The 25,343-nt window shown below is 48.1% G+C and carries 26 protein-coding genes; 17 read left to right on the forward strand and 9 right to left on the reverse strand.

Translation table 11 applies throughout. The features are described 5' to 3' along the window. Positions 1–2 precede the first annotated feature (2 nt). From hisD to MHM89_RS04770, 9 genes are all read left to right on the forward strand, one after another. Positions 3–1,298 carry a histidinol dehydrogenase gene (hisD, locus tag MHM89_RS04730; RefSeq protein WP_239408228.1) on the forward strand — a complete coding sequence of 432 codons (1,296 nt, stop codon included), beginning with the start codon at positions 3–5 and terminating at the stop codon, positions 1,296–1,298. After that, positions 1,295–2,374 carry a histidinol-phosphate transaminase gene (gene hisC / locus MHM89_RS04735; RefSeq protein WP_239408229.1) on the forward strand — a complete coding sequence of 360 codons (1,080 nt, stop codon included), beginning with the start codon at positions 1,295–1,297 and terminating at the stop codon, positions 2,372–2,374. The genes hisD and hisC overlap by 4 nt, the downstream gene beginning before the upstream one ends. Then, a complete protein-coding gene (gene hisB, locus MHM89_RS04740) occupies positions 2,371–3,432 on the forward strand; it encodes a bifunctional histidinol-phosphatase/imidazoleglycerol-phosphate dehydratase HisB (protein ID WP_239408230.1) in 1,062 nt (353 codons plus the stop codon). Before hisC ends, hisB begins: the two co-directional genes overlap by 4 nt. Beyond that, entirely contained in the window at positions 3,429–4,019 is a 591-nt protein-coding gene (gene hisH, locus MHM89_RS04745) for an imidazole glycerol phosphate synthase subunit HisH (protein WP_239408231.1), read from the forward strand. Before hisB ends, hisH begins: the two co-directional genes overlap by 4 nt. Before the next feature lie 9 nt (positions 4,020–4,028). Beyond that, positions 4,029–4,763: a 1-(5-phosphoribosyl)-5-[(5-phosphoribosylamino)methylideneamino] imidazole-4-carboxamide isomerase gene (locus MHM89_RS04750; RefSeq protein WP_045979974.1), complete on the forward strand. Its 735-nt coding sequence runs from the start codon at positions 4,029–4,031 to the stop codon at positions 4,761–4,763. Then, complete coding sequence (gene hisF, locus MHM89_RS04755) at positions 4,745–5,524, forward strand: imidazole glycerol phosphate synthase subunit HisF (RefSeq protein ID WP_045979973.1); 780 nt, start codon at positions 4,745–4,747, stop codon at positions 5,522–5,524. The genes MHM89_RS04750 and hisF overlap by 19 nt, the downstream gene beginning before the upstream one ends. Next, on the forward strand, positions 5,515–6,123 hold the full coding sequence (gene hisIE / locus MHM89_RS04760) for a bifunctional phosphoribosyl-AMP cyclohydrolase/phosphoribosyl-ATP diphosphatase HisIE (protein ID WP_022946829.1): 609 nt from the start codon (positions 5,515–5,517) through the stop codon (positions 6,121–6,123). Before hisF ends, hisIE begins: the two co-directional genes overlap by 10 nt. A gap of 83 nt (positions 6,124–6,206) precedes the next feature. After that, positions 6,207–6,713 (forward strand): hypothetical protein, encoded by a 507-nt coding sequence (locus tag MHM89_RS04765; protein ID WP_239408232.1) that lies wholly within the window; start codon positions 6,207–6,209, stop codon positions 6,711–6,713. Positions 6,714–6,845: 132 nt separating this feature from the next. Then, positions 6,846–7,607 carry a glycosyltransferase family 25 protein gene (locus MHM89_RS04770; RefSeq protein WP_082079340.1) on the forward strand — a complete coding sequence of 254 codons (762 nt, stop codon included), beginning with the start codon at positions 6,846–6,848 and terminating at the stop codon, positions 7,605–7,607. Between the two features lie 56 nt (positions 7,608–7,663). Here the strand turns inward: MHM89_RS04770 and MHM89_RS04775 are convergent, their stop codons facing one another. Further along, the gene (locus MHM89_RS04775; protein WP_239408233.1) at positions 7,664–9,433 is read right to left on the reverse strand and encodes a PDZ domain-containing protein; all 1,770 of its coding nucleotides are present in this window, start codon (positions 9,431–9,433) and stop codon (positions 7,664–7,666) included. Between the two features lie 174 nt (positions 9,434–9,607). Between MHM89_RS04775 and MHM89_RS18885 the strand changes: the two genes are divergently transcribed. The 8 genes from MHM89_RS18885 to ilvN all read left to right on the forward strand — a co-directional run bounded on the left by MHM89_RS18885 (position 9,608) and on the right by ilvN (position 19,328). Beyond that, on the forward strand, positions 9,608–11,149 hold the full coding sequence (locus MHM89_RS18885) for a GGDEF domain-containing protein (protein WP_151174193.1): 1,542 nt from the start codon (positions 9,608–9,610) through the stop codon (positions 11,147–11,149). A 117-nt stretch (positions 11,150–11,266) separates the two neighbouring features. Continuing rightward, positions 11,267–12,610, forward strand: coding sequence for a nucleotide 5'-monophosphate nucleosidase PpnN (gene ppnN / locus MHM89_RS04785; protein WP_022946824.1), 1,344 nt, complete (start codon positions 11,267–11,269; stop codon positions 12,608–12,610). Beyond that, complete coding sequence (gene xni, locus MHM89_RS04790; protein WP_239408234.1) at positions 12,607–13,443, forward strand: flap endonuclease Xni; 837 nt, start codon at positions 12,607–12,609, stop codon at positions 13,441–13,443. The genes ppnN and xni overlap by 4 nt, the downstream gene beginning before the upstream one ends. 25 nt (positions 13,444–13,468) lie before the next feature. Next, positions 13,469–13,861 (forward strand): DUF3192 domain-containing protein, encoded by a 393-nt coding sequence (locus MHM89_RS04795; RefSeq protein WP_022946822.1) that lies wholly within the window; start codon positions 13,469–13,471, stop codon positions 13,859–13,861. Then, on the forward strand, positions 13,836–15,530 hold the full coding sequence (locus MHM89_RS04800) for a hypothetical protein (protein ID WP_151174190.1): 1,695 nt from the start codon (positions 13,836–13,838) through the stop codon (positions 15,528–15,530). The genes MHM89_RS04795 and MHM89_RS04800 overlap by 26 nt, the downstream gene beginning before the upstream one ends. A gap of 200 nt (positions 15,531–15,730) precedes the next feature. Continuing rightward, entirely contained in the window at positions 15,731–16,738 is a 1,008-nt protein-coding gene (locus MHM89_RS04805) for an isocitrate dehydrogenase (RefSeq protein ID WP_022946820.1), read from the forward strand. Positions 16,739–17,106: 368 nt separating this feature from the next. Further along, positions 17,107–18,831 (forward strand): acetolactate synthase 3 large subunit, encoded by a 1,725-nt coding sequence (locus MHM89_RS04810; protein WP_239408235.1) that lies wholly within the window; start codon positions 17,107–17,109, stop codon positions 18,829–18,831. After that, complete coding sequence (gene ilvN, locus MHM89_RS04815; RefSeq protein WP_022946818.1) at positions 18,831–19,328, forward strand: acetolactate synthase small subunit; 498 nt, start codon at positions 18,831–18,833, stop codon at positions 19,326–19,328. The genes MHM89_RS04810 and ilvN overlap by 1 nt, the downstream gene beginning before the upstream one ends. A 101-nt stretch (positions 19,329–19,429) precedes the next feature. On the opposite strand, the gene MHM89_RS04820 is transcribed toward ilvN, so the two are convergent. From MHM89_RS04820 to MHM89_RS04855, 8 genes are all read right to left on the reverse strand, one after another. Then, complete coding sequence (locus MHM89_RS04820) at positions 19,430–19,705, reverse strand: HU family DNA-binding protein (protein ID WP_022946817.1); 276 nt, start codon at positions 19,703–19,705, stop codon at positions 19,430–19,432. A gap of 129 nt (positions 19,706–19,834) precedes the next feature. Then, entirely contained in the window at positions 19,835–20,362 is a 528-nt protein-coding gene (locus MHM89_RS04825; protein WP_239408236.1) for a DUF3833 domain-containing protein, read from the reverse strand. Then, positions 20,359–20,859 (reverse strand): chalcone isomerase family protein, encoded by a 501-nt coding sequence (locus tag MHM89_RS04830; protein ID WP_045979967.1) that lies wholly within the window; start codon positions 20,857–20,859, stop codon positions 20,359–20,361. Before MHM89_RS04830 ends, MHM89_RS04825 begins: the two co-directional genes overlap by 4 nt. Before the next feature lie 19 nt (positions 20,860–20,878). Next, positions 20,879–21,376: a DUF2878 domain-containing protein gene (locus MHM89_RS04835; protein ID WP_239384531.1), complete on the reverse strand. Its 498-nt coding sequence runs from the start codon at positions 21,374–21,376 to the stop codon at positions 20,879–20,881. Then, a complete protein-coding gene (locus MHM89_RS04840) occupies positions 21,357–22,619 on the reverse strand; it encodes a cyclopropane-fatty-acyl-phospholipid synthase family protein (RefSeq protein WP_239384533.1) in 1,263 nt (420 codons plus the stop codon). Before MHM89_RS04840 ends, MHM89_RS04835 begins: the two co-directional genes overlap by 20 nt. After that, positions 22,612–23,331: a DUF1365 domain-containing protein gene (locus tag MHM89_RS04845; protein WP_239408486.1), complete on the reverse strand. Its 720-nt coding sequence runs from the start codon at positions 23,329–23,331 to the stop codon at positions 22,612–22,614. Before MHM89_RS04845 ends, MHM89_RS04840 begins: the two co-directional genes overlap by 8 nt. Before the next feature lie 40 nt (positions 23,332–23,371). Continuing rightward, positions 23,372–24,628 carry an FAD-dependent oxidoreductase gene (locus tag MHM89_RS04850; protein ID WP_239408237.1) on the reverse strand — a complete coding sequence of 419 codons (1,257 nt, stop codon included), beginning with the start codon at positions 24,626–24,628 and terminating at the stop codon, positions 23,372–23,374. Next, a complete protein-coding gene (locus MHM89_RS04855; RefSeq protein ID WP_053909394.1) occupies positions 24,625–25,341 on the reverse strand; it encodes an SDR family NAD(P)-dependent oxidoreductase in 717 nt (238 codons plus the stop codon). The genes MHM89_RS04850 and MHM89_RS04855 overlap by 4 nt, the downstream gene beginning before the upstream one ends. Between the last annotated feature and the right edge of the window lie 2 nt (positions 25,342–25,343).

The following is a 25,343-nucleotide window of genomic DNA, read 5'->3' on the forward strand; positions in this document are numbered from 1 at the left end:
GCATGATTGTGTGGAACTCTTTGAGCGGCGAACAACAGCAGGCGCTATTACAGCGCCCAGGGGTTGCTGCTGCCGATAATGTGCGCCCCATCTGTGAAGACATTATGGCCAAGGTGCAACAACAAGGTGATAGCGCACTCAAAGCCATTGCCGCAAAGCTTGATAAGCGCTCGACTAAGGCGGAAATTTTATGTCCACAACAGGATATCATCGATGCCCAGCAACAGTTGAGCGAAGAACTAAAAGCGGCTATTGATCAAGCGTACACCAACATCAAACGCTTTCACCAAGCGCAACAACCGAAGTCAGTCAGCCTGAGTACGCAACCGGGTGTTTCTTGTGAGCTGCGCTATGAGGCCATTGACGCGGTGGGCATTTATGTACCCGGCGGCAGTGCGCCGCTGCCCTCTTCGGTGCTAATGCAAGGGGTGTTGGCACAGCTCAGTGGTGCCAGCACCGTGGTATTGGCCACCCCGGTCAAAGGCGATGAGCAAGTACACCCGGCTATTCGCTATGCTGCCAAGCTATGCGGCATCACGCAAATCATGCAAATTGGCGGAGCGGCAGCGATAGCGGCAATGGCCTTTGGCAGTGAATCTATCCCGCAAGTGAATAAAATTTTTGGCCCGGGCAATGCGTATGTCACCATGGCCAAACAGCTCGCTGCACAACAAGTGCCTGGTCTTGCCATCGACATGCCTGCCGGCCCCTCTGAAGTGCTGATTATTGCCGATAGCCGCGCCAATGGTGAATACGTTGCCGCCGATTTGCTGTCGCAGGCCGAGCATGGTCCGGACTCGCAAGTCATTTTGCTCAGTGACAGCGATGAGGTCATTGTCGCCACTGAGCGTGCCTTAGAGCGACAGCTGGCCACCCTTAATCGCGCCGATATTGCCCGTCAGGCGCTTGCACACTCGGCGCTAATTAAAGTGGCCGATATTGACCAAGCGGTGCGCATCTCGAATCTTTACGGCCCCGAGCACTTAATTTTGCAACTTGGCGACAGCTCCCCGTACCTAAACAACATAAAGAATGTTGGCTCCATCTTTGTCGGCGATTATACCCCTGAATCTGCCGGTGACTATGCCTCGGGCACCAACCATGTGTTACCGACCTATGGTTATTCAAAAGTATATTCGAGCCTTAGCTTGCTCGATTTTTACCGCACCTACACGGTGCAAACAGTGACCAAAAATGGTCTCGCTGATTTGGCCAACGCCATTATTCCAATCGCCGAAGCAGAAGGCTTGGATGCACATGCCAATGCAGTTCGCGTACGTTTAGGAGCGTCCTCATGACTACAGATTTATTACCGGATAATATCGCCGCATTAAAAGCGTACAGCTCGGCAAAAAGTGAAAAGCTCAGCGGCACTACGTGGCTCAACGCCAACGAAAGCCCGTATAGCAAAAGCTACAACGTCAGCGCAAGCAATTTGAATCGTTACCCTGACCCACAGCCGCCAGCGGTGATTGAGGCCTATGCCCGCTACAGCGAGCTGCAACCAGAGCAAGTGTTAATGACCCGAGGGGCTGACGAGGGCATTGAACTCCTGATGCGCACTTACTGCCAAAGCGGAGTTGACAGTATTGCGCTGTTTACGCCCACCTATGGCATGTATAAGGTCAGCGCCGACACCCATAACATCGGTATTAATGAGCTTAGCCAAGCACAATTACAACAAGCTAGTGCCAGCGAGCTCAGCGAGTTAGTCGATGAGGCTAAGCTGGTGTTTATTTGCAACCCCAATAACCCCACCGGCGCTCTTATCAGCGTTGACAAAATCGCCGAATTGGCTCAGCGTTTAGCCAAGCGCGCCATTATTGTGGTCGATGAAGCCTACATTGAGTTTTGTTATCAGCACAGTGCCGCGCAGCTCATTAAAACGAACGCCAATATCGTGGTGCTGCGCACGCTGTCCAAGGCCTTTGCTTTAGCGGGGCTGCGTACCGGCTTTACCTTGGCGCAGCAAGATACCTTAGCACCGCTGCGCAAAGTGATTGCTCCCTACCCCGTCGCCACAGTTATCGCTGACATTGCTAAACAAGCCGTAAGTAGTGCCAACATCATTTCCATGCGCCGACAAGTGAGTATTCTCAATACCTTGAAGGCCCAGCTAGTCGATTGGCTGCAAAGCAGCGCGGCGATTAGCCAAGTACTCACTGGCGAGGGAAATTTTGTCACCCTCCAGCTCAGAGATAAAGCCGCGATTGGCCTGGCCTATGAGCGCGGCTTGGTAATGCGCCCTTTTACCTTATTTGGTGAGGATAATTGGCTACGTATTTCCATTGGCAATGAACAAGAGTTAAATGAAGTAAAAGCCTGGCTGGATAGCTTAGCCAGCCCAGCACCAACAACCAAGGAACCACAATGAGCAACCCGTATTTATTCATTGACCGTGATGGCACCCTGATTGAGGAGCCAAGCAGTGATAAACAAGTCGACTCACTGGAAAAGCTTAAGCTGCTGCCGGATGTTATTGTGGCGTTATTAGCGCTGCAAAATGCCGGTTATCGATTGGTCATGGTATCAAACCAAGATGGCCTGGGAACTGAGAGCTTCCCGCAAGCAGACTTCAGTCGGCCCCATAACGCCATGATGGAGATTTTCAGCTCGCAGGGTATCCACTTTGACGAGGTGTTAATTTGCCCCCACTTCGATAGCGATAATTGCAACTGTCGTAAACCGAAAACCGGTTTACTGACGCAGCTGATGCGCTCAGGTAAAGTGGATCTGAATCGCTCTTATGTGATTGGCGACCGCCAGACCGATCTCGGGTTGGCAGAAAACCTGTGTATACGCGGTATTCTTTATAACAATAATTGGCCGCAGATTGTCACCGAGTTAACCACCGCTAATCGCAGCGGTGCGGTATCGCGCGATACCAAAGAAACGCAAATCTCCGTGGCCGTCAATCTAGATAGTAACGCCCAAGGCACTATCAGCACTGGGCTTGGTTTCTTCGACCATATGTTGGAGCAAATTCGTACCCACGCCAATATCGCTTTGGATATTAATGCCAGTGGCGACTTACACATTGATGAGCATCACCTAGTGGAAGATGTGGGCATTGCCCTTGGTCAAGCGCTGCGCCAAGCCCTCGGCACGAAAGCACAAATTGCCCGCTACGGTTTTGCTCTGCCGATGGATGAGTGCAAAGCCGAGGCGCAAATTGACCTTTCTGGTCGTGCATCGTTCGTGCTGAATGCCGACTTTAGCCGCGATAAAGTCGGTGATTTGGATGTGCAAATGGTCGAGCACTTCTTCAAAAGTCTCAGTGACAATGCCGCGATTTCGCTGATTTTGTCTGTTTCATCGGGCAATTGCCACCACCAGGTTGAGGGGCTGTTCAAGGCCTTCTCTCGGGCATTGCGAATGGCCATCGCCCTTGATAGCTCTCAGCAAATGGCAAGCTCAAAGGGGGTGTTATGATTGCCATCATTAATACCGGCTGCGCCAACATTAATTCAGTGCGCTTCGCCTTTGAGCGCTTAGGGCAAGATGTCGATGTGATCACCTCCCCGGAGCAGTTGGTCACTTTTGAGCGCGCGGTGTTACCGGGCGTCGGCCATGCTAAGGTAGCAATGCAACGCCTAAAGCAAGGCGGCTGGCAGCAAGCGATCAGCGAGTTTCAGCGGCCACTGCTTGGCATTTGTTTAGGCATGCAAATGCAGTGTGACTATACCGATGAGGGAGATACGCCGTGTTTAGGGGTTATTCCGGGGCACGTTAGTGAGCTGCAAGTGGGTACGCTCAGTGCACCGCATATGGGCTGGAATCGCCTACACATCGAGCGTGAACACCCGTTAACTAAAGGGGTAAGCAGCGACGACCAAGTGTATTTTGTACATAGCTTTGCCCATGCCTGTAACCAAGCGACCTTGGCCTCAAGTGAATACGGACAACAGTTTTCCGCGATTGTCGCCGACAATAACTTTGCCGGCATGCAGTTTCACCCTGAGCGCAGCGCAAAAGTCGGCGCCCGGTTATTGCAGAACTTCATTGATTGGCAAGTCTAAGGATTGAGTATGATTATTCCAGCATTAGATATATTACAACAACAAATCGTGCGCTTATTTCAAGGCAAGTACGATACAGCCCAGTTCTACCCCTTTGATTTGCAAGCGCGATTAAGCGAATATCAGGCCCAAGGTGCACAAAAGTTACACTTAGTCGATTTAGAAGGCGCGCGCGACCCAAGCAAAAAGCAATGGCAGCAAATCCAAGCAGCGACCGCACAGCTAAATGTTCCCTATCAAATCGGCGGCGGTGTGCGTAGCAGTGCCGATGTCGAGCAGTGGCTAGAAGCCGGTGCAGCGCAAGTGGTTATCGGCTCCAAGGCGGTGAACGAGCAACAGCAAGTTGCCCAGTGGATCCGTGAATATGGCGCGCAGCACTTTGTTATCGCCTTAGATGTGAATAAAACGGACACTGGCTGGGCCCCTGCAACACACGGTTGGCTGCAAAGTGCAGATGTCTCGTTGTTTAGCTTAGTTGACTACTACAGTGATCTCGGGGTGCAGGATTTCTTATGCACCGATATCTCCAAAGACGGCACCATGAGCGGGCCTTCATTTGCACTTTATCAGCAACTGCAAGAGCATAACAGCCGTTTACGCATCCAAGCCTCCGGGGGCGTAAGTTCCTTAGAAGACATTGCCAAACTCAAGGCCATAGGTACGCAAGGCGTTATTCTTGGTAAATCCTTGCTTGATGGCGCATTCAACGTTGAGGAGGCGCTGGCATGCTATCAAAACGCATAATCCCCTGTTTAGACGTCAAAGACGGCCAAGTAGTTAAGGGCGTGCAGTTCAAAGGCCATGAGGTAGTCGGTGATATACTCGCTTTGGCAGAGGCTTATAGTGCAGCAGGCGCCGATGAACTGGTGTTTTATGAGATCAGTGCCAGTGTCGAAAAACGCCTGCTAGATGTAAACTGGGTAGAGAGCATCGCCCGGCACATCGATATCCCCTTTTGTGTTGCCGGCGGTATAAAATCAGTGGCTGATGCAGCCCGTGTATTGGAGCGCGGCGCCGATAAAATCAGCATCAATAGCCCGGCCATCGCACGTCCCGAGCTTATTCGCGAATTACATGATGAATTCGGCAAACAATGTGTAGTGGTGGGCATCGACAGTTTTTACGATAAGGACAGCGATCAATACTTGGTGTATCAACTAACCGGCGACCCCAATGCTTCGTCGCGTACCCGCTACAACACCTTGGAATGGGTCGAGCGCGTACAGCAGCTCGGAGCCGGAGAAATCGTACTAAACTGTATGAATCAGGACGGTGTGCGCAACGGCTATGATATTGCTCAGCTAAGCAAGGTACGCCAACGTTGCGATGTGCCGTTGATTGCCTCAGGAGGCGCAGGAACCATCAGCGACTTTAGCGATGTCTTTAACCAAGCTAATGTTGACGGCGCTTTGGCGGCCAGCGTGTTTCACAAAAACCTTATTAATATTGGCGATTTAAAACGTCACCTCGCCGATAACAACATAGCGACTCGATTATGCGATTAGATATTAGCAATGTAAACGAAGTAAATTTTGCCAAAGCGCCGTTAATTCCTGCGCTGATTCAAGATGTTGATACCGGACAAATTCTCATGCAAGGGTTTATGGATCAAGCGGCGTTAACGCACACCTTAGAAAGTAAAAAGGTCACCTTCTATTCACGCTCGAAACAGCGCCTGTGGACCAAAGGAGAAAGTTCTGGGCATTATCTCCACGTTGAGCGCGTGTACACTGATTGCGACCAAGACTCCATTTTAGTCTTTGCTCGCCCAGATGGACCCACTTGTCATTTAGGCACGCAAAGTTGTTTTGGCGATGCAAAACCCAACTTAGGGTTTTTAGCCGAGCTGGAGCAAATTATCGTTGCCCGTAAGGACAGCGACCCGCAAAGCAGTTACACCGCCTCGTTATTTGCCAAAGAGCTCAGCCGCAGCTGTCAAAAAGTGGGCGAAGAAGGTGTCGAAGTGGCCCTGGCTGCCATGAAAAATGATAACCAGGAACTGACCAACGAAGCCGCTGACTTGCTTTATCACCTAATCGTGCTGTTGCAGCGACAAGGCTTGTCATTGTCTGAGGTGGTCAGTTGTTTACAATCACGCCACTAAGACCTATTAATTGACAGTAAATATTGCCAGCATGGCCTTTGGTTGGGTATCCTGTGGGTACCCCAATTAAGGAACTCATTGGCATGAAGGCAATTTATCCTACCTTAGCGGCGCTGGTTGTTATTAGTGGTTGCACCAGCCCGCAACAAAAAGAGAATCAAGCATATGTCGACCAACTCAGTCCCTGCGACAAAATAGAAGCGCTTGTTGGTGCATATGACAACCAATTTGAGGGGTTGAAGCTTGGACGCATTCAATCAAAGTACATGGATAGCTGGCAATCACGCTATAACTTAATTGGTGAAAGCTGCCAAATAAGCGCCCTTAATGATAAAACCATGAACTATCATTGCCAAGAAAGTTATAAGGATAAAACCCAAGCCCTTAGCATTCATAACAAAGCGGTGGAGTTCACTCGTCAGTGTTTGGGCGAAAATTGGTTTGAAAAGCAAAAAGAGTCTGGCAACTCACTACGCACGACCTTTGTGCTTGATGAGTCTGCCCCCGTTGTTTCGATACATACTGGTAAATCTTTATCAAAACGAACCCCATGGATGACCTCTTATGAGGTAGGAACTAGCGTTAAATAAGGCATAAATACCACTGCTACAGCGGCCCTTTAAAAAGGACAGCGGCCGCTGATGTCATCTGGTTGTCATTTTTTCTACATCTTACTGCCTTAAATATTCGCCACACTGGCCCCATACCCATCACAGGAGAGGATGATGGTTCCTATCTATGTCATTAACTTGGCTGGCAGCCAAGAACGCTTGGCTCGCGCCGAGCAACAGCTTCACGCCCAACAACTTGACTTTGAACGCATAGAGGCGGTTAACGGCAAAACCTTAACTGCAGAGCAAGTGTCCGCTGTTTACAGCGAGGCGGCTAATCGCCGTCATTTTTATCGCCCACTTAGTGCCGGTGAAATTGGTTGTTATCTAAGCCATCGCCGCTGTTGGCAAACCTTGATACAAAGCGGTGCTGAGTATGCGGTAATTTTAGAGGACGACTTTACCTTGTGTGGTGATTTAGCCGACAGTATTTCGGCAATCATAAACACCAACATGGCTATCGATATCGTTAAGTTATGCAGTTATCAAGGCCGGGAGCGGCCAGTGAAGTACAGCACCCAAATCAGTGGTGAACAGCACTTAGTGGTGCATGATAAGCCCATGAGTGGCTGCTGTGCTTATGTCATTAGCCGCCAAGGTGCGAAACAGCTATTAGCTCATAGTACCAAGATCAGCCGCCCGGTAGATACCGATATTCAATATTGCTGGGAAACCGGTGTTGACGTTGTCAGTATTAAACCTTATCCCGTCGCTCAAGATAACTTTTTTGACAGCGATATCGCCGCAAAAGGACGAAATAAACCCAAGCCCTACCCACTGCAAAAACAGTGGCTGGCGCTGACCACCTTGCCAGCACAAATCATGGCGAGGAAAAACTTGATTAAAAATCTCAAGAGCCATGCTCAGCATTAGACTCTCGCTCTCATCAAGAGTGGCGTGCAGTTAAAGCGCACGCCACATTTATGCGACTAGATTAAATCAACTCCCATCCAGGCTTCGAAAAGCGCTTGTTGCGCCGCTGTCGGGTTATCGACGGCCTTGATAGTCGCTGCTTCATTGTATTCGCCACCGAGTGTAAGCGTGGTGGTTCTTAGGTTATCTCTGCGAAAATAAGTGATCTCAACTTGCTCACCCACCGCGAATTGCTCAACCAAGGTAGCTAAATCGCTGCTGACTCGCTTGCCGTTGATAGCCACGATGCTATCCCCTGCTGTGAGGTTCGCTTGCCAAGCAGCGCCATTTCTGCGCACATGGGTTAACTCAATCAAGCCATTGTCAAGCTTACCTTGCACATCTAGCGATGGGCTTTGTTTGGCATCTTCTGAGTAGGTTCGCTGCAGCCCTACCTTAGCCAATAAAGCATCAAAATCTACTTGTAATGGGCTATCAACATGGTTTTGCCACCACACAGTGTAATCTTGGCCGCTGATATCCTTAATAATGGCCAACACATCCGCCTCGTTAAACCCTTCAGGCAGACGATGGCGCTTATACAGTTCACGATGTACATCACGGTAACTCACTGCGCCATCAGAGTCGCTTAGCAGCTTTAAATCTAATACCATGGAGATCAGCGAGCCTTCAGAGTAGATATTGGTACTAAAGTTACGACCATGATCGCCGCCAGCATTAATCCATTTATCAAAACTGGTATGTGCTGCACTTTGCACCTCGCGTCCTGGCGTCTTCAAGTGGCGATCTATGCGCTTACCCAAATCTTTAAAAAACTCTTCTTTGCTCATTAAGTCACTGCGCAGCAGAAGGTGATCCTCAAAATAGCTGGTCGACCCTTCAGCAAGCCACAATAAACGCGAGTAGTTAGGCTCTAGGTAATCATAAGGTACTAACCCTTCAGGGCGATAAGCTTTAACATTCCAGGTGTGAATAAATTCATGGGCTGCAGTGGCAATAAAGCCCAAATAGTCTTCACGCTTGGCGAACTTGTCGCGATGACGTTGAATGATGGTGGAGTTCAAGTGTTCAGTCGCACCGCGAGCGCCGGACGTTGCATGCACCATAAACACATAACGCTGGTACGGGTAATCATCCCAAATAACATCACCGGTCTTTACCAAGGTGGTTAAATCAGTGACCATTTTCTCGGCGTCATAGTTACCTTGGCCCCAAATCACGAGCTCATAATCGCGCCCGTCAACGGTAAATTCATAATGGCTGTTAATACCGCTCTCTATGGGGGAGTCCACCAATACATCGTAATTATTGGCGATAAAGTGATGGTCATTGTCGCCATTATCCATTCCCGATACGGAGCGCCATTGCTTAGGAACATCAAGCTGCACAGAAACAGGCTCGTTGCGGGTTGCTTCACTAAACATAAAAAAGCCAGAGGCATCGATAAAAGCGTGACTGTCGTCAATGTGGCGCGAACGCAGGCCTAGTTGATTGGCATACACTTGGTAATTTAAGGTCACCGCTGTGGGTTTATCCAAAAAAATGCGCCACGTGCTTTTATCTACTTTTTGCCATTTCAGCGTATCACCTTCACTGTCTAGGGCCTCAAAATAACGCACACCATTGGCGAGATATAATATGTCGTAGCGCCCTGTGCGCCATGCTGGTAGCTTGGCATCGATATAGCTTTGTCCGGTTTTATCAAATTGGACCTGTACATCACCCAAATGATGTGTACCGTCATCGATAGTTAATGTGTATTGCGTATCTGCCAGCGCGCAGTGGCTAAGGGCAACCATAGCGGCCCCCAGTAAAGCTTTTTTCACGTTCAAACCTAAAGAGAAATGATACTATGGCCGCCACCCTACCAAGTCGGGCGCACAAACAACAAGCATTTGCGCCCAATTACTGATTCACAACAAAAAATCGGTGAGTAGTTCAGAAAAGCGAAGAAAATTGTTGTACACTAAAATCTATAGTAAGACAGAAGGAAAACGGGTGTGTCTGAGCAGCTCGACGCCTTAAGAAAAAAGCTTAATTCCGCCGTCTCCCAACGGCAAACAATCGAGAACACCCGCCAAGAGCAAGTTCGTACCCTCGCGCAATTTATTGCCAAGTTATCCTTGGTGTGTAAAGGCATGGATATCGAGCTAGATAACCGTCTTGCCGCATTTAGAAAGTTGTTACACAAAGGCGCCAACTATCAAGACCTGCTCCCTGTGATAGACGAGCTCACTGACTTACTGTCTCGCCATGAAGCCAATCTGGAAGCGCGTTTTCGTGCCTTGCATCAGGGTGTGCAGGCGGCCGGCGTGAATTTGCAAAAGCGTAAAGGTATTCCCGCCGAGCTAAGACGCACCCTGCGCCATCTACTTAATACTGAGCTGGTCGACGCACAAACCGCTGTCGACTTTTTGCCGATACTAGAGCGATTAGTCACCATATACGACCAAGTGATGGCCAGTCGTAGTCAGCAAGGGGATGATGACACAAGCGATAATACTCAACTACAGCCCTTAATTGATGAGCTTAACGCGCTGAGCAGTGAGATCTCCTTAGAAGGGGAATTGGCTGAGCACCTACGGCAATTAAAATCACAAATTAATGCTGCCAGTACAATCGATAACTTACTCAATGCCAGCGTTGAAATTATGCGCGTCATCGTCTTGAGCCTGAGTAAAGAGCGCCAGTCTGCTCAGCACTTTCTTGCCGCGTTAAATCACAACCTGTCGGAATTGCAGCAAGCCATCGCTAAAACCAGCGACCGCTCCAAGCAATTAGATAGCAAAATCAGTGCTGTATATCGCCAAATTGATGAAAACATCAATCACTTGAGTGAGCAAACCGCGCAAGCGACCGATATTCAAACGCTCAAAGAAACTGTTGAATCTAAGCTCTCTGCCCTGACCGAGCAATTACTGAGTAAAGAGAAATTAGAGGCGCAGCAACGGGACACCCTAAGCCAAGCGTTGCACAGTATGCAATCTCAAGTCGAGGCGTTGGAGCAGCAAGTTGCACAATATGAAACCAAGCTTGAGCGTCAACGTCTGGTGTCATTGCAAGACGGGCTGACTAAATTGCCAAATCGTATTGCCTTTGATGAGCGCATGGATCTTGAGCTGAAACACTTTAAACGCCATCAGACCCCCTTGTGCTTGGTGGTCATTGATGTCGACCACTTCAAGTCAATTAATGATAGTTATGGCCACAGTGCCGGTGATAAAACCCTGCAGGTTTTGGCCACGGCGATGAAAAAATCGATTCGCAGTACTGACTTTATTGCTCGCTTTGGCGGTGAAGAGTTCGTAATGCTGATGCCAAACGTATCCATCGATAACGTTGTTCGTCCGCTAGAGAAGCTGCGCCACACTATTCGTAGTATTCCTTTTAAGTTCAAAAATGAGCAGGTGCAAATCACGGTGTCTATTGGGGTCACCCAAATTAACGCCGACGACACTGCACTCAGTGCTTTCGACCGCGCTGATAAAGCGCTTTATGAGGCGAAGAATGCAGGGAGAGACCGGTTAATTTTGTCCAGTTAACCTCCAAGGCATTGCGTTATTGCTGTGACTGTGTCAAAAACAACTCAAGCTGACCATCTATTTTTAAGTGCTAGTCATTTTCAGCACTCGCCACATGCATTAAATTAAGGAGCAGCAATGCAAGTACAGCTTAATCCTACTGGCGTATTAAACCTTCTTTCACAATTAGAAGTAGATTTGCTTGCGCAATCGACCACTGACCGTTATCGGCTCTTTCGCAATTGTGCGCTCGCGGTCCTTAACGTGGGCAGTCATACCGATTCCAGTGCCGAGATTTACGATCGCTTTCAAGACTTCGACATTCGTTTAGTCGCCCGCGAGCGAGGAATCAAAATAGAGCTGACTAACCCCCCTGAAACCGCTTTTGTCGATGGCGATATCATTCGTGGTATCCATGAGCATATTTTTTCAGTCATTCGCGATATCTTATTCATTTGTCAAAAACACCAAGCGATGGTAGAACCCGATCCAAAAGCCATAACCCACATGGTCTTCGACATGCTTCGCAATGCCGATGCCATGCCAGTGAACACCGATCCGAACATGATAGTGTGTTGGGGTGGCCATTCTATTAATGAAATCGAGTATAAATACACCAAAGAAGTGGGCTATCAACTCGGTCTGCGTGGCCTGAATATTTGTACAGGATGCGGCCCAGGTGCCATGAAAGGGCCAATGAAAGGCGCAACAATAGGCCATGCCAAGCAACGCGTTGACAACCCGCGTTACCTCGGCCTCACCGAACCCAGTATTATCGCTGCAGAGCCACCCAACCCAATTGTTAACGAGCTGGTCATTCTACCGGACATTGAAAAACGCCTGGAAGCCTTCGTTCGCGTTGCCCATGGCATTATTATTTTCCCAGGTGGCGCAGGCACTGCAGAAGAGCTGTTATATTTACTTGGCATCTTGTTGCACCCTGAGAATCAAAAGCAACAACTGCCGGTGATACTTACCGGGCCGGCACAAAGTAAGGACTATTTCGATGAAATAGTCAGCTTTGTACGCGACACCTTAGGCGAGCAAGCTCTGGACAAGTTTGAGGTGATCATTGACGACCCGGCATTAGTCGCCAGTAAATTAAAAGCGCAAATGCAAGATGTGCGCGACTATCGTCGCCAACAGGGTGATGCCTACTACTTCAATTGGACGCTGCGTATTGAGCCTGAATTCCAGGCACCGTTTGCCCCAACCCATGAGAATATGGCGTCTTTGAATTTGCATTTAGAGCAGCCTAAGCAACAACTTGCCGCCAACTTACGCCGTGCTTTCTCGGGGATTGTTGCTGGCAATGTTAAAGATGAAGGGATCCGCGCTATCAAACAGCATGGTGTGTTTGAGCTATCTGGCGATCCTGAGTTAATGCGTAAGATGGATACCTTGTTAAGTGCCTTTGTGGCCCAAGGGCGCATGAAGTTGCCAGGCAGCACCTACATCCCTTGTTATACCATTAAGACATGATGCACTTTCTACTTATTGACGCGCTGAACTTGATTCGGCGCATTTATGCGGTGTGCGAGTCTCAACATGGTAGTGATAGCGATGCTGCCATTGAAGCAGCGCTGCAGCGAACCAGCAACGCCATTAATAAGCTAATGCACCAATATCAGCCCCATTATGCGGTTGCGGCTTTCGATGGACAAAGCAGCTGGCGTCATGCCTACTACCCCGATTACAAGATATCACGCAAACCGATGCCAGAGCGCCTAAAAACCAATTTGGGCCGTTTTGCGCACGCGTTTCACGCCGCCCAAATAAGCACCTTGAGTGTAGATAACGAAGAAGCGGACGACGTATTAGCGACCCTGGCCAGTAAAGCGCCGCAGACCATGCAATGTATTATTGTGTCCACCGACAAAGGCTACTTGCCACTGTTAAGTGAGCAAATCAAAGTATATGACTACTTTGGCAAATCTTTTCGCGATGCTCAGCAGGTACAAAACAAATACGGCGTTAGCGTGGCGCAACTGACCCAGTATTTCGCCTTGGTGGGCGACAAAACCAATGATATCCCAGGTGTAAATGGCATAGGTATAAAGTCAGCAAAGGCATTACTCACTCAGTACGACAGCGTTCAACACGCCCTAGCGCAAGCACCTGAAAATAAAATTCAGCGACAATTAACCGATAATTTGCCACAGTACGTGCGCGCTTTACATTTGGTATCGCTGCGCTGTGATATTGACCTTGGCGTAAGTCTAAAGCAGTTTCGAGTTCACAACGGGGCGCAGCAAATTGTTCTTCCACCGCACTCGGCTTCGCAAAGCAGCGCCAAGCCCGGTATACTGAGTTAAATTGGCTGGTGGACGCAGTATCACGATGTTAAAAAAAGTATTACGTTATGTGGTGTTAGGTATTGGTGTGTATGCACTGATAGCGACGCTCGTGATGACCTTTTACAAGGATGACCCTGGCTCCATGGTATGGCAGGACAGAGAAGCCTATAACAAACGGTTTATCGCAAGCCTCGACTCTGCCGATTCAATGCCTATAGAAGAGGTCCTTGATACCTTAGGTACACCGGATCTAACTTTTGTAAAACGCCGAGGCGATGATATTTACCAAATAGTCTTTTATCGCACTCAGCACAAAAAGGCCGATGGCATCACCACCAAAGATGAATGCACCGGGCTGCTGTTTAAAAATAAAAAGCTTTTAGTATGGGGGCAGCAAGCCGAGCTTGCCTATGACAAAGTCGACTTACAATCCTAAATACGTCGAGCAGTTCGACCGCGTTATTGACTACATAGTACGCTTTGATAAAGCCGCACTGTCGCGCTCGCAGTGGTCTAGCTTATACCCTGCCCTGCTCGGTCTCAGTGAGCGTTTAAGTGTGTTAGCCCATAAGCAAAACGGTTTGTTTCAATGGCTGCTATCGACCCACATACAAAACCTTGCCTATGCACAGAGCTTGCGTCTAAAACGCATCGCCATCGTGGCCGGATTGTGCCGCGCTCACAATTACCACCGCAGTGATACGCAAGTAATGATGATGGCGGCGCTCAGCGCTGACATATCAGTACTATCACTGCTCAATAAGCGCCATAATGGCGAGGCTCTAAGCAGTGCAGAGCGCCAACGGTTTAGCCAAAGCGCATTACTGAGCCTGAAGATGCTGTCCCTCAGCGGCGAAGAGCAACCTGCGCTAACGCAGATCATCGCCAAGCTAAAACGCTATCGCCGCGAAATTATCAGTCATCAACGCGCGCCTCTATATGATGGTTATACGCGCATCGTGGCCTGCGCCAGCATTTTAGCAGAGCAAATGACAGCAACACGGCCGTTGCACCTCTTTAATGCCTGCGCGCAGTTGTATAAAGCCACTCATAATGTTGCCATACAGCAAGACTGCGATACGTTGGTCAATTTCTATTCACCACAACTTCTTGGTTCGCGACAGCGCTTTGAAGAGAATGACTATTTATACATGGGCTGCCACCCTGATGGTCAGTATATTTTCACCGATGCCCAGGCCACTAAGTCCCGTTTTCGACTGCTCGCCAACCCTCACTGGCAATACCGCCAACCGGTGCGTTATCGCAGTTGGTCGTCAGTGAGTGCCCGCGCCAGTGTCCCTGTACAACGCGCCAGCTCTGCCGCTGGGGCGCAGCGCGATCATGATGCCATTGTCGCACAAATTCGTGGTGCCCATGGTTATAGCGATATTGAGAAAGTCATCGCACAAGACGACACGCTCGTTGCGCAAATCATGATGCAAGCGAGCCAATATAATCGCGGTGCACAACAGGCCAGCTCTTTGCGTCACGCGCTTTCCATGGTTGGGCTTTACAGCGTCGGGGATTTTATTGCCCGAGTGATGTTGGAAGAAAAGATGCTGCAACTGTGCCACCCAATGGCGCAGTTTCTCCAAGCTCGAGTACACAGTGCCATTCGCATCGTTGAAGATATCGCTAGGCAAACAAAAGACCTTCAGCATGAGCGACTATCAGCCTTATTACTATGTTATTTCAATTTCTTTATTTTTGAGTGCCCACAGCGGTTGTCTCGTACCATTGCGTTAAACCCGTTGAAAACACCCATGCAACAAGATATAGCGCGCCCATTGGCGACGCTCCTTGGGGTGCAACAATATGATAATGAAGCGTTGCGCCATTATTTGACCCGTCATATTGGCAACAATGAGTGGGTCAATGCGTTATTAAACAGCGAACAACAACCATTCGACCAGTTAAACAGCAATGCGCGACTATGCTGTACGTTAAAAATCATCTTGTTCTACACCTTCTCTGGGCCGGCGACGGCAAGTGCTTGGCAACAGCAGTTGGTTAAGCAAACCATGGTCGATTGGCAAGGACCCAGTACCAAAATCGAGCGGCTGGTCGATCGCGCCTTATCTTGCGCACCGCACAATGGCATTTAACTTAGCTTAATTCACCATATTTATAGTCGGTATAAGGTATATTTAAAAGCGATATACTGGAAAAATAACGCCTTTGCTGCTATAAAACGCCCCTGAATTCTCACGTAAATTTATCCACCCTAAACGTTCATTTTACTGTTCTTGGTAGCAGCGTTGGCGTCGTTGGTGGACACATCTATCAGTTTTAAGGAATAGGTTACATGGCTAAGCAAACCATTAGCGTCATCAAAGGCGATGGCATCGGTCCAAGCATTATTGACGCGGCAATTGAAATTCTTGATGCCGTCGGTTGTGAGTTTGATTACGAATACATTGATGCTGGTCTAGCCGCGCTTGAAAAAACTGGTGAACTTCTACCACCAGAAACGCTCGAAGCCATTTCCCGTAATAAAATCACGCTAAAGGGTCCATTAACTACACCAGTAGGCGAAGGTTTTACTTCAATCAATGTCACACTTCGTAAACAGTTTGGCCTATACGCTAATGTTCGCCCAGTAAAATCGTTTGCTGGCACCAAGGCGCGCTATGACGACATCGACATTATCACCATTCGTGAAAATACCCAGGGTATGTACTCTGGTCTAGGCCAGGTCGTTTCAGAGGACGGTAACGAAGCCGAAGCGATGTCTAAAATCACTCGCGATGGCGCTGAGAAAATCGTAACCTTTGCTTACGAGTTAGCACGTCGTGAAGGCCGTAAAAAAGTCACTGCAGTACACAAAGCAAACATCTTGAAATCAACCTCAGGGCTGTTCTTAAAAGTGGCTCGTGAAGTGGGTGAGCGTTACCCTGATATTGAATCAGCGGAAATGATCGTTGATGCAACTTGTATGAAACTAGTCATGAATCCTGAGGAATTTGACGTTATCGTAACCACTAACCTGTTCGGTGACATCCTTTCGGACTTATGTGCTGGTTTAGTAGGTGGTCTAGGTATGGCCCCAGGCGCTAACATTGGCGAAGACGCGGCTATTTTTGAAGCTGTTCACGGCAGTGCCCCTGATATTGCAGGCAAAAACCTGGCAAACCCAACATCCGTTATTCTCGCAGCCATTCAAATGCTTGAATACTTAGACATGGGTGACAAAGCAGAGCGAATTCGCGCAGCAGTTGCTGATGTCATTAAAAGCGGCGACCGTACCACTCGCGACTTGGGTGGCGAGCACGGCACCACAGACTTTACCGCTGCCGTTATTGAGCGTCTGTAAGCAGGAAAAAACACTGCATACAGGTGGTCATAATGATTAAATAACCTGACTAAGACCGGTTCGATACCGGTCTTTTTTTTGCTAAAAACTTTACCATTAGGACAACTTTATTCTAAGCAGGTTAATTTAAACTCTCATTACGTATTTTTTATTCAAAATTCATCTTGATCGGGGTTGACAGTATGCTTTCAAAAGCTTAACAATAGAAGCCATTGTTGAGTATAAAAGTGTTTACCCATGTTTAATGTCGTCGTTCTCGTTGTGATTCTCGTGGTGGTCTTAACCAAGACTACGGGGCCTACGTGAGCGAACATATAACGCTAACAAACCCCCGCCCTTAAGCGGGGGTTTTTTTTTAAGGAATGAGGATGAATGAGCAACAGTTTAACGGTGGAGAGTTAGTCGTCGCCGCGCTAAAAGAACTAGGCGTTCAGTATATATTTGGCTATCCAGGGGGGTCGGTATTAGATTTATACGATGCGCTATTTGAACAGCAGGACCTTGAGCATATTTTGGTGCGTCACGAGCAGGCAGCTACGCATATGGCCGACGGGTATGCCCGAGCGACGGGGAAAGTGGGTGTGGTCTTGGCCACTTCCGGCCCCGGAGCGACTAATTGCGTAACCGGTATTGCCACTGCCTACATGGACTCTATCCCCATGGTGGTGATCTCTGGGCAAGTACCCAGCAACCTTATCGGTGACGATGCCTTTCAAGAAACGGATATTGTCGGTTGCTCACGGCCTATCGTTAAACACAGTTTCAACTGCCGCAGCGCAAAAGATATTCCCACTATGCTTGCCAAAGCATTTTATATTGCCAGTAGCGGTCGCCCGGGTCCGGTTGTTGTTGAACTCCCTAAGGACGTACTTAACCCAACCCAGAAATTCCCTTTTGAATTTCCAGGTGACATCCAGATCCGAACCTATAATCCCAACAAGAAAGGCCACCCAAAACAAATTAAAAAAGCGGTCAATGCGGTTCTTAACGCTAAAAAATTGGTCATTTATTCAGGAGGCGGTATCGTTCTCTCCGACACCAGCGATAAGCTTACCGAACTGGTAGAGACGCTCAACGCCCCTTGTACTAATACGTTAATGGGACTGGGTGGGTTGAGCGGTGAACATCCAAACTTTATCGGTATGTTAGGCATGCATGGCACTTTAGAAGCAAACAAAGCGATGGCCAATGCGGATGTTATTTTAGCTCTAGGTGCTCGATTTGATGATCGGGTTACCAATAACGTGAATAAGTTCTGCCCAGACGCAACCATAGTCCATGTTGATGTTGACCCAACTTCAATTTCTAAAACTATCAGCGCGCATATTCCGGTGGTTGGCTGCTTAGACACTGTACTGACACAATTATTAACCGCTATCAACACATCGAACATTGCCATTGATAGAAGCGCCCAAGAAGATTGGTGGCAGCAAATCAATCGTTGGCGTGAACAAAAATGCCTTAGCTTCAGTGCAGGCAGTGACAAAATCAAGCCACAAACGGTTATTCAAAAGCTTTACCAAGCCACTAACGGCGATGCCTACATCAGTTCCGATGTGGGTCAGCACCAAATGTTTGCTGCCCAGTACTACCCCTTTAAAAAGCCTCGCCAATGGATCAATTCCGGAGGCCTTGGAACCATGGGATTTGGTCTTCCTGCAGCAATGGGCGTTAAGCTTGCTTATCGTGATAGCGAGTCAATATGTATCACTGGAGACGGCTCCATTCAGATGAATATACAGGAGCTATCAACTTGTTTGCAGTATAACTTGGCGGTCAAAGTTGTATCACTGAACAATCGTTCCTTAGGCATGGTGCGTCAATGGCAAGACATGATGTACAGCGGTCGTCACTCGTCGTCTTACATGGAGTCCCTACCTGATTTTGTCAAACTGGCGCAAAGCTATGGCCATGTTGGTATACGCGTTGATCATCCCGATGAGCTTGATGGCGCCATTGATGAGATGCTTAGTATCAGCGATAGGTTGGTCTTTTTAGATGTGCGTGTTGATGAGCTAGAGCATGTTTACCCGATGCAAATCAAACTAGGCGCAATTGATGATATGTGGCTGAAAAAAGGAGTGAAAGCATAATGCGTAGAATATTATCAATCTTATTAGAAAACGAGCCTGGCTCACTTTCGCGCATCGTCGGCTTATTTTCCCAGCGAGCTTATAACATCGATAGTCTCGCGGTGGGCACCACCGATGATGCATCATTATCGCGCATTACTATTACCACGCAGGGCGGCGATCGTATCCTTGAGCAAATCCTCAAACAAGTTAATAAATTAGTGGATGTGCTCAAGGTCATTGATTTAACCGAACAAAGTCACATTGAACGTGAATTGCTATTAGTTAAGGTTGTAGCCCAAGATGAAAGCACACGCGCAGCAGTAACCCGAGTTGTTGATGTATTTGGCGGCGCCATTTTGGATATGGGGCGGATCAGCTATTCATTACAACTCGCCGCAAGTACTGAGAAGCTAGAATCGTTTTTGGATACCTTGCGCCATGAAACAGAGGTCATAGAAATGGTGCGTTCGGGGGCTATCGGTTTGGGACGTGGCGATAAAGCCTTGAAAGGGTAGCAACAAGACGGCTAGCATCTCATTGACTAATTATGAATTGCAGCGCTTTAAACGTAAAAAAGGGCGAAACCGCCCTTTTTTCACAATTGTTAGTAAACTGATTATGAGTTTACTGAGTCTTTCAGACCTTTACCCGCTTTGAAGCTTGGGATATTCGCAGCAGCGATTTGGATTTCTGCGCCTGTTTGAGGGTTGCGGCCGGTACGAGCTGCACGCTCTTTAACTGAGAAAGTACCGAAGCCTACTAGCGCGACAGAGTTACCATCTTTCAAAGAGTTAGTCACCGCACCTGTGAACGCGTCCAGTGCACGGCTCGCCGCTGCTTTTGAAATTTCTGCATCATTGGCGATCTTTTCGACTAATTGAGCTTTGTTCATTGTTTGATTCCTATTCGTTATTTTTTTGCCTTAGCAAATCTATCATTATGCATTTTTACTGACTTGGCAACCGCAAATCACACATTTTCTGAAAAAGTTCTCCTCTGGAGAGCCCTTAGGCACAGAGTTTTAGCGTTTTTCTATCACCAGCGTGATTTCGCCGACCTCCAATCCCAACTTATCAATTGCGGTGCGGTTGATCAACCTAGATTCTGTGACAAGGTACATCCAATCGTCTAGGTCTACCGTCATGGTATCGCCGTCATAAGGAATTTCGAGGGTGTACTTCCAGTTGAAGGCACTGCCTCTGGTTACCCCTTGCGCGGTGCCAACCACATCATTGGCGGTCCCAGTAAGAGTGCCATTTTCACCCAGCTCTATGCGCCATACACGGGTGTCCTGCTCGCCGTCTTGATAATAGAACTGCTCGTGAATAACGCCCTTGTTTCCCTGCCATGAGGCCTGCATATCAACGCGAAAACGCCTTGTGACCTCGCCTGAGTAATCTTGCACTATGCCATAGGCAACTAACTCACCGGAAAAAAACTGTTTAAAATCAAATTTTGGTTCAGTTCCTTCATAATCCTCGATGGAGGCCGAACAGGCAGTCAATATCGCCAATACAAACACACCTAAATAAACGCGTAATGACTTCATTCACTTGCTCCTATTAACTTCTGACGTAGTTTTGGCTCGCTGGTGTTCGGCGACAACCATATTGCCAAAAACGCTTCGCTAAAAGCCTGTTGCTCGATGGTTTGTAACTTTTCACCGTTATAATAAAAAGTACCCACGCCCTGCTCATTGGTCTCAAAAGCCAATGAATCCCCTTCTGTGATATCCGGCCATAAGCCTTGTAATGTATCGCCATATTCACTGACGTACTGCGCCTTATCAAGGTGTCGCCACTGATCAAATGTAGCTTTGACGATGTCGCTTGCTTCTATATCTCTGAGATAAGTGAGGGTCAAGCGCACTGGATGCTCTCCGGCTTGATAGTCGCCATCGGTCGTTGCTAACTTAGCGCGGTATAGGTCCCAGAACATATAGCTCATAACCCCTTCACCAACCGCCTTGAAGGAGACCTGTGACCACGCCGGTGATGGCGCCATACCACCCAGGGTCAATGCCATAATGATAGGAAGGTATTTCATGAAAAATCATCCGTAATAACTAGGTATTATCTTCTACGCGCCCTGCAAGGCGATTGATCACAATAATCACGGTAAAAGCACTGGCCCAGAGCAGCCCATATACAAGGTAGAATTGCCACCAAGGCAAGGGCGTTGACAGCACGTCAAAGCGAGCAGCACCTAGGTAGCTAAATGGTGCACACACCCAGCATAAGAAAAAGCATTGCCACAGCGGCAATCGCGTAATGAACCGCAATGAATGATTGATAGTGAGCAGAAGGGAAACCCATAACAAGACGAGCCACCAGGGTATCCAAGCGCCTTCAAATTGCAGTAGCGCAAATTGCGCGGCACTCGTTTCGAGTAATAAAGCAATGGGGAGACTGGCAAGTAACAGTATGTCTTGCTTGCGCTTATCAGAGAGCGCAAGCATCATCACAATCAGCGCCGCCATCATTGGCAACGCATCGTTTTGCCAAAAAAAAGCTGCCCACCAGCAGCTTTGAAACAAAATAAAATTAGTAGCTAAGCGCCACATGATCATCACCGCCGTTGAAGCCTTGCTTACGCGCACTTAAGTGCACAGTGCTAATTGCCCGCTGGCGAAATGCCCCTTCGCAATAAGCCAGATAATACAACCAAAGGCGATAGAAGGCGCTGTTGAATTTAGCTCCTTGCAATTGCGGCCATGCCTTTTCAAAGCGAGCGCGCCAATCAGCTAACGTCCGAGCATAATGAAGGCCAATATCATGTAATTCATGCATGACCAGGTCTGTGTTTTTACGCAAATGTTTACTCATTTCATCAACACACACCAAACACCCGCCAGGGAAGATGTACTGTTGAATAAAGTCAGTTTCTTTTACGTATTTACTGTAGCGCTGGTCATTAATGGTGATAGCCTGAATAAGCATGGCACCACTGGGCTTTAGAAGGCTGTTGCATTTGCTGAAGAACTCACCGAGGTACTCATGACCTACCGCCTCAATCATTTCTATAGAGACAAGCTTGTCGTAGTGTCCTTCAAGCAGTCGGTAGTCTTTCTTTAATAGGGTAATTTTATCTTCTAAGCCGTGCTGCGCGATTTTTTGCTGCACATAGGCATGTTGTTGATCTGAGATGGTTGTAGTCGTTACATGGACATCATAGTGGGTAGCGGCATAGATAGCAAAGGCGCCCCACCCTGTGCCAATCTCGACAACCTGGTCGCCATCGGCCAACTGTACACGCTCGCATATCAGTTTTAATTTATGTGCCTGCGCTTGCTCAAGGGTTGCATCTGCTTGAGGATAAACGGCACAGGAGTAAAGCATTTCATCACTTAAGAACGACTCGTATAATTCATTGCCCAAGTCATAATGAGCAACAATGTTTCTTTTGGAGCCTTGCGTGCTGTTACGATTACGCAAATGCTTGAGTCGGTATGCGATTGCGCTGAAAAAGGCGAAGCGACCTTCAAATTCATCGAGCTGGTCTTGATTGAGAACAAAAATCTCCACCAAGGCCGTCAAGTTATCGCATTGCCAATGGCCATCGATAAAGGACTCCGCCGCACCAATACTGCCGCCAAAGGCAAACGCATCGAACATACGTGCATCGCTTATATCCACACGAGCTCTAAGCGAAGAGGTGTTATTGCCAAACTGATAGCTCTGACCACGAAAATGCATTTCTACATAGCCGTGTTCTAAGGTTCTCATTGCTGCCAAGACAAAGCGTTTAGCGATCTGAGACTTCCAACTGATTGATTTTTTTGCTTCTACTTGGGTAACTCTATCCATCTTTCTTTCCTGGGTGAGCGTAAAACGGCACACGCTTTAACAATAACCTTAATGCTTGCCAGTATATCCCGCGCATGACACTCAGTGTCATTATAGGAAAACGCCGCAACACCTTAGTGAACGCACGACGCTCTAACCCTTGGTGTTGCAATCGCATGGTGGCATCAAATAATTTCTGCCGCTGGCGTTTGTTCTCAATATGGATAAGCATCGCCCGGTTTTTGGCTTTCACTCGCCAATGGTAATGCATATCCAAATTCATAAAAGGCGATACGTGAAACTGCTTTTTAAAGTTCACTTTAGTTTGTAAATCAACTAAATAATAGTGGCGCTCATTCCAAGGAGTATTACTCACTTCGGCAACCATGACACTGAAATCGCTGTCATCACGATAACGATAAAAGTAAAAATTGGCCGGAGAAAAGTAAATACCGCAACAGCGCAGCTGCACCAACATGTAAACTTGGGCTATCTCTTGCTCTACGCCCAGTTGCTGTGCTTTAAGCACAGCGCGTTCAAACAGCGAGCCGTGCTCATCACGCAAGTAATCGCCTTGGTTAAACCGCAGCACCTTCCAGCCATGCGTCCCAACCAAAGGGTGTATGCCATCAAGCTGCTCTGGGTGCTGAGTATCTACCCACATCATGTACAGTGGGTAATTAAAACCATGAAAAACGGGCTCAAAACGCCGATGACGCACATCGCCAAGCATGATCGCGCACCCCTGGGTCAGTAGCGGTTCCTGCACGGTTTCAGTGCTCAAAGTCGACCCCTAGCGCTTTGGCTACATCTACAGCACTGCGCACGCCATCTTCGTGAAAACCGTTGTACCAGTATGCGCCGCAATAGTAAGTGGCTGCGAGGTTTACCTCATCTCGGCGTTGTTGCGCGGCGATACTGTCGCTGTTGAATACAGGGTGATGATAAGTGAAACGGCGCAGCACCTTACTATCATCAATAGCGTCATCACAATTGAGAGTCACACACAACGGTGGGTTGCTGTGCAAACCTTGGAGGATATTCATTTGATAAGTGACAACTGCGGCTTGCTCGGTGTTGTTATCAAGGCGATAATTCCAGCTCGCCCACGCTGCACGACGCTCAGGTAACAAGCTAGTATCAGTATGTAGAACAACAGAGTTGGCAGTATAAGGCATCGCGCCCAGCACTTGCTGCTCGCTTTCGGTGGCATCGCCTAACAACGCAAGGGCCTGATCAGAGTGGCACGCAAACACCACTGCGTCATAATGGTAAATCTCACCGCCTTGCATATGAATCGTCACGCCATCTGGGTGCCTAAACACCTTTTCTATATTCGCATTTAGGTAGATATTATCTTTAAAGGGTTTCGTTAGCGGACCGATGTATTCACGAGAACCGCCTGGGATCACATACCACTGCGGACGATTGGTAATATCTAACAGGCCATGGTTGTAAAAGAAGCGGATGAAAAACTCGATGCCAAAGTCTTGCATCTTTTTGATCGACGTTGACCAAATCGCCGCCCCCATAGGCAAAATATAATGATTGCGGAAGAAATCGTTAAACCCATGCCTATCAAGGAAGTGACCTAAGGTGTCGCCTTGCTTATATTCGCCGCTGTGATAAAGGTCCTTACACAACCGGTTGAAACGGACTATTTGCCACAACAAATGCCAAAACTTCGGTCGCAATAGATTGCGACGCTGGGCAAACAAAGTGGTCAATGTATGGCCATTGTATTCAAAGCCTGTGTCCACGTTGTGCACGCTAAAGCTCATTTGTGTAGGCTTGCGACCTATGCCAATTTCAGCGAGCAACTTTTCAAAACGCGGATAGGTGCGATCATTAAAAACAATAAAACCAGTATCGACACTGTGTTGCTGTCCGCCGACCTCAACATCCACTGTGGCGGTGTGGCCACCGATGTAATCGTTCTTTTCGAAAACATCAACATGATACTTTTTACTCAACAAATAGGCACTACTGAGGCCCGCGATACCACTACCTATTACTGCGATTTTCTTCACCGCACCATTCCTTTTGCAATTTTGCGCCACAGCGGCCAAGGCAGCACGCGCAGCAGTTTTAAAATAAATGTGAATCTTTTTGGAAAATGAATCTCTTTGCGCCGTTTTTGCAGCCCCTTATACATGTATTCAGCGGCTTGCTCTGCACTGACGGCCATGGGCATAGGGAAGTCATTGTTATCGGTCAATGGCGTTTTCACAAAACCAGGGTGGATAACGCTCACGTCAATGTCTTTGAGATCCACAGCCAAGGATTTTGCCAAATAAGTCGCGCCTGATTTCGATGCGCCATATGCCTCGCTCCGCGTCAGTGGTAAATATGTGACACTGGAGGAGACAATGGCGAGGTGGGCACCGGATTTAAGTTTCGGCAACAGCGCCTCAAGGCAATAACCAAGGCTCAGAAGGTTGATGGTAATAACGCGCTCGAACAATGCACTGTCAAAATGACGTGCATCATCAACGTATTCGCAGTTACCGGCGTTGAGCACCACCAAGTCAAGCTCGTCTATGTCAGTGGTGGCTGATTTTATAGCCTCTAATTCGGTGACATCAAACGATAATCCTTTTATACGCCCTTGGCCTTGACTGTCTTCTAACTCTTTAAGCTTCTGTTCGTCTCGCCCACACGCTATAACATCGTGTTGCTGCGCATAGCGCTTAGCCAGAGCTTCACCGATACCCGATGTCGCCCCTGTGATTAATACTTTCATAG

It is taken from the genome of Pseudoalteromonas sp. CNC9-20 (genome assembly GCF_022347875.1).
In the GTDB taxonomy this organism is placed as follows: domain Bacteria; phylum Pseudomonadota; class Gammaproteobacteria; order Enterobacterales; family Alteromonadaceae; genus Pseudoalteromonas; species Pseudoalteromonas ruthenica.

What these genes read in the sequence shown, in the direction of transcription:
- MHM89_RS04845 (WP_239408486.1), bottom strand. Translation starts at nt 23,331, where the DNA reads ATGCTTGGCGATGTGCGTCATCGGCGTTTTGAGCCCGTTTTTCATGGT.
- MHM89_RS04800 (WP_151174190.1), top strand. Translation starts at nt 13,836, where the DNA reads ATGACAAAGTCGACTTACAATCCTAAATACGTCGAGCAGTTCGACCGC.
- MHM89_RS04835 (WP_239384531.1), bottom strand. Translation starts at nt 21,376, where the DNA reads ATGTGGCGCTTAGCTACTAATTTTATTTTGTTTCAAAGCTGCTGGTGG.
- hisH (WP_239408231.1), top strand. Translation starts at nt 3,429, where the DNA reads ATGATTGCCATCATTAATACCGGCTGCGCCAACATTAATTCAGTGCGC.
- ilvN (WP_022946818.1), top strand. Translation starts at nt 18,831, where the DNA reads ATGCGTAGAATATTATCAATCTTATTAGAAAACGAGCCTGGCTCACTT.
- hisIE (WP_022946829.1), top strand. Translation starts at nt 5,515, where the DNA reads ATGCGATTAGATATTAGCAATGTAAACGAAGTAAATTTTGCCAAAGCG.
- MHM89_RS04840 (WP_239384533.1), bottom strand. Translation starts at nt 22,619, where the DNA reads ATGGATAGAGTTACCCAAGTAGAAGCAAAAAAATCAATCAGTTGGAAG.
- MHM89_RS04770 (WP_082079340.1), top strand. Translation starts at nt 6,846, where the DNA reads ATGATGGTTCCTATCTATGTCATTAACTTGGCTGGCAGCCAAGAACGC.
- MHM89_RS04825 (WP_239408236.1), bottom strand. Translation starts at nt 20,362, where the DNA reads ATGAAGTCATTACGCGTTTATTTAGGTGTGTTTGTATTGGCGATATTG.
- hisC (WP_239408229.1), top strand. Translation starts at nt 1,295, where the DNA reads ATGACTACAGATTTATTACCGGATAATATCGCCGCATTAAAAGCGTAC.
- hisF (WP_045979973.1), top strand. Translation starts at nt 4,745, where the DNA reads ATGCTATCAAAACGCATAATCCCCTGTTTAGACGTCAAAGACGGCCAA.
- MHM89_RS04830 (WP_045979967.1), bottom strand. Translation starts at nt 20,859, where the DNA reads ATGAAATACCTTCCTATCATTATGGCATTGACCCTGGGTGGTATGGCG.
- MHM89_RS04820 (WP_022946817.1), bottom strand. Translation starts at nt 19,705, where the DNA reads ATGAACAAAGCTCAATTAGTCGAAAAGATCGCCAATGATGCAGAAATT.
- hisD (WP_239408228.1), top strand. Translation starts at nt 3, where the DNA reads ATGATTGTGTGGAACTCTTTGAGCGGCGAACAACAGCAGGCGCTATTA.
- MHM89_RS04765 (WP_239408232.1), top strand. Translation starts at nt 6,207, where the DNA reads ATGAAGGCAATTTATCCTACCTTAGCGGCGCTGGTTGTTATTAGTGGT.
- MHM89_RS04805 (WP_022946820.1), top strand. Translation starts at nt 15,731, where the DNA reads ATGGCTAAGCAAACCATTAGCGTCATCAAAGGCGATGGCATCGGTCCA.
- MHM89_RS04855 (WP_053909394.1), bottom strand. Translation starts at nt 25,341, where the DNA reads ATGAAAGTATTAATCACAGGGGCGACATCGGGTATCGGTGAAGCTCTG.
- MHM89_RS04795 (WP_022946822.1), top strand. Translation starts at nt 13,469, where the DNA reads ATGTTAAAAAAAGTATTACGTTATGTGGTGTTAGGTATTGGTGTGTAT.
- ppnN (WP_022946824.1), top strand. Translation starts at nt 11,267, where the DNA reads ATGCAAGTACAGCTTAATCCTACTGGCGTATTAAACCTTCTTTCACAA.
- MHM89_RS04810 (WP_239408235.1), top strand. Translation starts at nt 17,107, where the DNA reads ATGAATGAGCAACAGTTTAACGGTGGAGAGTTAGTCGTCGCCGCGCTA.
- xni (WP_239408234.1), top strand. Translation starts at nt 12,607, where the DNA reads ATGATGCACTTTCTACTTATTGACGCGCTGAACTTGATTCGGCGCATT.
- hisB (WP_239408230.1), top strand. Translation starts at nt 2,371, where the DNA reads ATGAGCAACCCGTATTTATTCATTGACCGTGATGGCACCCTGATTGAG.
- MHM89_RS04750 (WP_045979974.1), top strand. Translation starts at nt 4,029, where the DNA reads ATGATTATTCCAGCATTAGATATATTACAACAACAAATCGTGCGCTTA.